Source organism: Winogradskyella sp. (assembly GCF_013213975.1).
GTDB lineage: Bacteria > Bacteroidota > Bacteroidia > Flavobacteriales > Flavobacteriaceae > Winogradskyella.
Genome location: NZ_JABSST010000108.1, coordinates 1 through 7313, shown reverse-complemented (window position 1 = coordinate 7313; position 7313 = coordinate 1). Strand labels below are relative to the sequence as shown.

The 7313-nt window shown below is 36.9% G+C and carries 8 protein-coding genes; 4 read left to right on the top strand and 4 right to left on the bottom strand.

Annotated elements, in window-relative coordinates:
- From HRU49_RS13415 to HRU49_RS13400, 4 genes are all read right to left on the bottom strand, one after another.
- The coding region (locus HRU49_RS13415) for a hypothetical protein (protein WP_296358013.1) at positions 1-968 on the bottom strand (968 nt) is incomplete at its 3' end.
- A 282-nt stretch (positions 969-1250) separates the two neighbouring features.
- Positions 1251-1898 (bottom strand): hypothetical protein, encoded by a 648-nt coding sequence (locus HRU49_RS13410; protein WP_296358011.1) that lies wholly within the window; start codon positions 1896-1898, stop codon positions 1251-1253.
- Positions 1895-2545 (bottom strand): hypothetical protein, encoded by a 651-nt coding sequence (locus tag HRU49_RS13405; RefSeq protein ID WP_296358010.1) that lies wholly within the window; start codon positions 2543-2545, stop codon positions 1895-1897. Before HRU49_RS13405 ends, HRU49_RS13410 begins: the two co-directional genes overlap by 4 nt.
- Entirely contained in the window at positions 2526-3056 is a 531-nt protein-coding gene (locus HRU49_RS13400) for an OmpH family outer membrane protein (protein WP_296358006.1), read from the bottom strand. Before HRU49_RS13400 ends, HRU49_RS13405 begins: the two co-directional genes overlap by 20 nt.
- Positions 3057-3223: 167 nt before the next feature.
- On the opposite strand from HRU49_RS13400, the gene HRU49_RS13395 reads away from it, so the two are divergent.
- From HRU49_RS13395 to HRU49_RS13380, 4 genes are read left to right on the top strand one after another with little or no spacing between them, the layout of a single operon-like run.
- On the top strand, positions 3224-3637 hold the full coding sequence (locus HRU49_RS13395) for a general secretion pathway protein GspG (RefSeq protein WP_296358004.1): 414 nt from the start codon (positions 3224-3226) through the stop codon (positions 3635-3637).
- Entirely contained in the window at positions 3637-4119 is a 483-nt protein-coding gene (locus HRU49_RS13390) for a hypothetical protein (RefSeq protein WP_296358002.1), read from the top strand. Before HRU49_RS13395 ends, HRU49_RS13390 begins: the two co-directional genes overlap by 1 nt.
- A 1-nt stretch (position 4120) precedes the next feature.
- On the top strand, positions 4121-5527 hold the full coding sequence (locus tag HRU49_RS13385; protein WP_296358001.1) for a GspE/PulE family protein: 1407 nt from the start codon (positions 4121-4123) through the stop codon (positions 5525-5527).
- Between the two features lie 9 nt (positions 5528-5536).
- Positions 5537-7285, top strand: a complete 1749-nt coding sequence (locus HRU49_RS13380; protein ID WP_296357999.1) for a general secretion pathway protein GspD — start codon at positions 5537-5539, stop codon at positions 7283-7285.
- The last annotated feature ends 28 nt before the right edge of the window (positions 7286-7313 follow it).

The window sequence follows — 7313 nt, the reverse complement described above, 5'->3', positions numbered from 1 at the left end:
CCTTCATCTGCCAAATTATTTGCATTAAGATCTATAAAATCTGGACCAGTTATAGCTGTTAGGAGCCAATGTGTAGCATATTTTTTAAGCTGTCTTTTTTCAAAAAAAGCAAGGTCTTCACCAGGTCTTTCTGGGATAAAGCCAAATTGTCTTGAAACAATTTCATGATTATATACTGGTAATGCATAATGGTAGGTTTTACCATCAGCGGTAGTAACCTTAAACGCGCCTATACCATCTGGTTCATATAGTGTTGTATCTCCATAATTTATATTTGCTTTAAGTAAACCAGTATTAAATGTGGAAGGGTTTGATAATTCTTCATTGGTGAACGCTTCTACATATCTACCTCCGCGTTTTCGAGCAACTTCAGTTTGGGAAACATTATCTAAGTAATCAAAGATTGAACTTGCATTAACTGAGCTATTAAATATTGCGGGCTCAATAAGTAATGAAGATGAATATTCACTTTCAAAGTGAAACTCTGGTGTAATATTAAAGCTTGTATTACTATTATCTTGGATATGATAAGTAATCTCATAATCATTATTGTCTTCTTCGATATCTTTTCTTAATCCTAAAAGAGCGCCATTTTTATAGATGGAAGGTCTCATCGTTCCAGAAAGTCCTTGAGCGGTAACTCTGTAATTATCATAATTAGGAAAAACAGCATTGTGTGTATCGAGATCTAACGATTGAGAAGAATATCCAAAATCGACTTCATAAATATCCCCAAAACTATCGACATCATTCACGTAACCAATAGTTTCGGAACTTAGAGGGTTAGGATCGAAATCTTCAGGATCACACTCGTATACAATAGGAGTTAACCCATCATAATTAGTACATAGCCATCTTCCAGTTAAAGGCTTAGCATCCTTAAAATATAATGGGCCATTGACACCTGTTGATTCTAATTTATCTAAATAATATTCTATTTTTTGATAACCAAAACTTGCGGTTATCATACCTTCTCCAGTTGGTATGTATAATGGTATAAACCAACCACTTTTATCTATGTTATAATCACTTTGTGATACTGAATTTTCGAAGGCAAAATTGGCTCCTGTACCTAAGCCTTTTATTTTCCCTGTTACATTTATGCCTTGAGAAGATATTGAAATTCCGATACTACTTTTCTTGCCTTTTTCACCAGAACTATAACTAGCATTAGCGGAGATATCACCACTCCAGCTGGAATTTAAACCAACACTAAAGCCTTGATTAAAATATCCTTTTCCATCTGCACCCTATTTTTCATCCCAACCTACACTTAATCCGACACCATTGGTACCGAGACTTCCTCCGATTGAATATCCTCCTTTTATTCCAATATTCCCGTTTACCGAGGCTCCTCCAGACCCAATAGAAACTCCTGCGCTAGCACCACCTTTAAACCCAACACCATAGCTAACTGTCCCGCCAAATCCTTTGTCATCAGAATAAGATATTGACAAACCGACGGAAGTTCCTGATGTAAAAGAAGAATATCCAATACTAGCAGTGATATAAGTTGATTGATCGCCACTATCATAAAAGTATTCTTTAAACAGCGCATCTTTCCAATCGTCTGGATAACCATTAACAGACCGATTAATGGCTCCAGGATTTATATTCCATCCTAATCCTACCCAAGATGCTTCTTGATCCATTGCTATACCTGCATGATAGGACAGTGCAATTGGATAGCCTCCTTCTGGACTAGGTACATTCAGTAAGGGCAGCACATAAGTAAGACTACCTGTAGATAAGTTGACCATATCTGTTGCATCAACGGGTTCAAAACTTGATGCCTCTGGGGAAATTGGTCCCTGAGCAGACAATTGCGTTGAAAACATTAAAATGCCAACAACTAAAAAAGTAGAAAAAAGGGCTTTCGTTTTAACTATAATTTTCATATTTCAAACTTTAACTGTGGTTCGTCTTTTATTTTTTTTGATTCTATTTTGAATTTTACTTCTCCTGTACCTAAGCCTAAATCTTCTATAGAAAAGTTTAAATATTTGTCATCGAGCGTTTTTTCATCTCTTGGATAAACAAACATCATAGATGTTGACCTACTCATGCCGTACATGCGTGGATATATAAAATCTATCATCTCTATAGTGTCATTATGTTGTGTAAACACATGTACTTTCCCATTCATACCAAAGGCTAATTGATTGACCATTGCACCAAACTCACTACGATTATTTGGTATAGTGCTTAAGAGTTCTTGGTGGTTCTTACTCATACTTAAATTGAAGTACATGTACTTACTATACTTATCTCTTAATTCTAATATTTCTTTAGCACTCGCACTATCACCCAACTCTTGGGATACCATTAAATCGGTTGGTTTATACATTAAGGAAAAGTCTACACCATTTATAGTTTTATGTTGGATGTAAGTGTTCTCATTATTTTGTAAATAAGTTATGAGTTGGTCTTTGTCTTTAAATATGTTTTGTTTACAAGAGGAGAGGCTAAAGCATCCAACTATGATTAGAAGGATGCTTAGTCTAAACACAAAAACACAAGTATTTTTAACTTTTAAATTCTTCATTTAGTCCTTTTAAAATTTCTTGGGTTAAATCTGTTACGTCATCAGCATACATGATATTTCCACCTCCACTTGCGCCAAATATGATTTTATGATTATTCTTTTCACCATATTCTTTGATATAGTCATTAATATCATTAATCACTGTTTGTGTTACTTTCTGGTCTTCTTCTTGTAGTTGCTTCTTGATAGCTTGTTGGTAATTGCTAATTTGTTGTTGCTTTGTACCTAACAATTGTTGTTTTAGCTCTAACTCTTTCTTGGATAGTTTAGAGCGCTCTTTTTCATAGGTCTTTAATTCATTTTGCCAATCAACCATTAAACTATCAACGTTAGCGTTTAAGGTTTTTGCTTTTTCTTCGAACTCTGCGCGTACTATTTTGGTTCTTTTATAACCATCAAGTAGTTTGTTAACATCTACATAGACTAATTCCGATGATGATTTTAAACTGTATATGCATAGGGCACTAATTATTAAGGCAATTGCTGAAATAGGTAAGGCTAACTTGCTCATAGAATATTAATTTTTTTGGATTATATGCCCTACTGTTCTTTAACTCTGTTTTTGTTACCCATCTTTTTTAAAATTTTTTTCGGCAGTCATTTTTTTGGAGAAATCGAGGTAACAAAAAGTGAGATATGGAACTATGCTTTGAAGTCTAATCTAAAAACTGCGTTGTTATGAGATTAACCAAAGTACAAACCAAAGTGGCCGCCTATAATCTGCAAGATGTATTAGTCACCTTAGTCATTGTAGGGATTTTGTTATTGCTAGCCTTACCTAACCTTATGCCGCTCATTGCAAAGGCTAAAAGCCAGGAGGCACAGTTGCATTTAAAACAGATTTACAATTCGGAGACCACCTACCGTTACATGTATTCCAAGTACACACCAGACATGAGCCAAATAGATTATGAGGCTCCAAAAACGGTGAATGAAGGCGGTACCGCCAACTATGTCTATGAAATTCTTAGTGCATCTGGCAATACCTTTAAAGCACGAGCCACAGCCATTACCGATTTTGATGGTGACGGCACCTTTGATGTCTGGGAAATTGATGAGCAAGGAGCACCTAAGCAAATTATTAAGGACTAATGGAACTAGTAGTTAAAATTACGTTGATACTCCTATTGCTCACGGTCTGTTATGAAGATGTTACCGAGCGCCAGACCTATTGGTTTTGGTTTCCGCTAATGGCGTTGGTGCTAGGTGTTTTACATCTCAACCAGACCGTATGGCCAGTATTTGTGACAAGCGTTGGGATAAACCTTTGTGTGGTATGCCTCTTTTTAATCGTAATTTATGGCTATGCACGCCTAAAGCTAGGAGTACACCCAAGACAAGTCTTTGGACTTGGTGACGCCTTCTTGTTCTTAGCCTTGGCCTTTAGTTTTTCGACCATAAGTTTTATAACGGTGTTTGTATTTGCCTTGGTGTTTTCTTTGGTATTACACATGGTGTTAAACACCAAATCCAAACCACAAACCGTACCCTTAGCAGGTTACATGAGCCTATTTTTTGCCATCACTTATATCGCGTATTGGTTTGAAGGTATCGACTCCTTATATCTTATCTAAAATGAATAGCACCTTTAACATACCTGTAGCCTTTGCGCAGCGCATTACAAGTGCGCAGGCCTATCATTACAGAATTGTACCAGATATAAGCTCTAATGGTGTACTAAAATTACGTACAGATCAGCCATCGGAAGCTTTACTGCAAGAGTTGCAAATTTTATTTGATGCGCCTATTGAATTAATCGAAGAGTCACAAGAGCGCATCCAACAGTATCTTTCGGTGAATTACCGTAAGCAACAAGGCTCTGATGCTCAAGACTTACATCATAGTAAAGACATGCTACAGCAGTTGGTAATTACTGCCAAAGCCATTGGTAGTAGTGATATCCATTTTGAGCCGTATGAAGAAAAGTGTCGTGTACGCTTTAGAATTGACGGTAAATTAAAAGAGTATTACGTAATTCCACTGCGTGAGTATCCTGAGATTATTAATAAACTAAAGATTAAAGCCGGCTTAGATATTTCTGAAAAGCGATTGCCACAAGATGGTCGTATTACCATGAAAACCCAACAGGATGAGTTTGATATTAGAGTGTCGACCTTACCAACTTTGCATGGTGAAAAAATTGTATTGCGTCTGCTCAGTAAAGATGCAGATGCTATCAATTTGAGCGAATTAGGATTTTCGGAATTTGAACTGCGGTCCTACAAAGAATCGGTAAGAAAACCCAATGGTATTATTTTAATTTCTGGACCTACAGGTTCTGGAAAAACAACAACACTGTATGCTACGCTTAAGCTTTTAAACGACGATAAGACCAATATATTAACCATAGAAGATCCTATTGAGTATACCTTAGAAGGGATTAATCAGGTACAGCTTAAAGAAAATATTGGGCTCGATTTCGCCAGCACCCTTCGTACATTTTTGCGCCAAGATCCCGATGTGATAATGGTGGGCGAAATCCGTGATGTGGCCACAGCTAATATGGCCATTAGAGCGGCTTTAACGGGTCACTTGGTGCTGTCTACTATACATACCAATTCGGCATGGGCCACGGTATCGCGATTAATAGATATGGGAGTTCCACCGTTTTTAATTGCCAGTACCCTTAATGTTAGTGTGGCACAACGTCTGGTCAGAAAACTCTGCGATCATTGTAAAACCGAGTCTAGTGTTACTCAAAATCTATTTCCTATGGGTTTTGAAATCCCAAAAACACTAACAAAACACCATAAAGCATGTGGTTGCGAGCAGTGCCATTATACGGGTTATAAGGGCAGACAGGCTATATATGAGATATTACCCATAACCAGAAGCTTGTCGCAATCCATTAAAGAAAATCAACTAGAAATTGACGACTATTTAAAAGCACAACAAATCCATACCCTCAAACAGAATGCTATACAGCTTGTGGAACAAGGAATCACCTCCATAGATGAGGTTTACGCGATATTAAGTCATTAAAATCCTATTATGAAACGTATTATATATATCATCCTTTGTTTTTGGTTCTCATTGTCATTTGCTCAGAATGGCGACCAACGTTTATTAAATATTAAGCATCAATTAGAACTTGTAGCTACTGATGTCCCTGGACTTACAGAAAATGTGAGGACAGAAATTAATGTAAACAACATTAAGCTCTCTAGTTTTTTGTTGGCCGTTTCAGAGGTTCACAACGTTAATTTTAATATCAGTTCAGAGTTAAACAACATACAAATTATAGTTAGAAACTTCACCAATGTATCTGTTTCAGACTTGCTGCTTTTTTTGTGTAAAGAATACCAACTCACCATAGATTTTACGGGAAATATTTTATCTATTAAACGCTTTGAACCTGTTGGTGAGGTTCTTGAAGAGCGTATTATTCCTGTGGTCTTTGATCCTGTTAAAAATACCATTTCTATTGATGCACAAGCCGACCCGCTTTATGAACTCTTTAAGCGTATTAGTGATGAGTCTGGGAAAAATTTGGTCTATGAATCTGGCTTGGATAATTTACCAATGACTCTTTATGTGAAGGCGACTCCTATAGATGTGGCTTTAGAACAATTGGCCTTTGCTAATCAATTGTTTATGGAGAAAACTAAAGATGGGTTTTACCGCTTTGAAGACAATCGTGCGGTGACCGTAGCATCTACAAATCCAGCTAACAGTAAGCCGGTACCCCAAGCACGTCCTAGACGACAACGTAGTGGAGATTTTGCATTTACCGTAAAAGACTCACTCAACAACATATTAGATGTTGATTTTGTTGATGTGCCTATTGAAACCATCATTACTGAGATTAGTGCTGCACTGAACCTCGATGTATTTACGGCCTCACCTTTAACGGATGCTGGAACTGTAACGTTTAAGGCAAGAGCAATAACTTTTGACACGCTGTTAATTAAGCTTTTTGAATCTCAAGCGATATCTAGCACATTTGATAAGGAAAATTCAAATCAAAATAGAAACTGGCAAAATGGATCACGATCTAAGCGCTTTAGTTTTAAAAAAGAAGGTACCATCTATTTCTTTGGTACAGAAAATCAATTGAGTTTAAGAGAAATCGCCATTGTTCATTTGCAACATCGCTCGGTTGAGCTTTTAGCTGATCCACAAGGTGGTATGAGCAGTAGAAGTGCAGGACGAAGTTTTAATAATGCTACGAATGCATTTAACAATAGAGGCGTCAACCAAAATGATAATGTTCTCAGTAGCAATCGAAATAGAGATCAATTAAATACAAATCAGACAGGAAATTTTAATGCTTATACTAGCCAAGCAGAGGCTTTAGTAAATATACTGCCTGATGAGATAAAACAAGATTTAGATATTAAAGTAGATTATGAGCTCAATAGTTTTTATGTAAATGGCCCTAGTGCAAATATTGCACGTTTTAGGGAATTTATCGATAAAATAGACAAGCCTGTGCCAGTGGTATTAATTGAGGTGATGATTTTGGAGGTAAACAGAACATCTACAGTTGAGGCTGGAGTGAGTTGGGGTATCGGAACTGAGCCCACGGTTACTCAAGGAGGCATTTATCCTGAAACGGATTTATCGCTTGGCGCAACTACCGTAAATAAAATAATAGGAAGTTTTAACAGCTTTGCAGGGGTAAATTTAGGTCGTGTGGTACCCAATTTTTTTGCTACCATTAAAGCCATGGAAAGTAATGGGGATTTAAAGATTAGGTCAACACCGAGGTTGTCTACGCTTAATGGGCATCGGGCGTAGTTTTCTAATGGACAAACCTCGTAATATG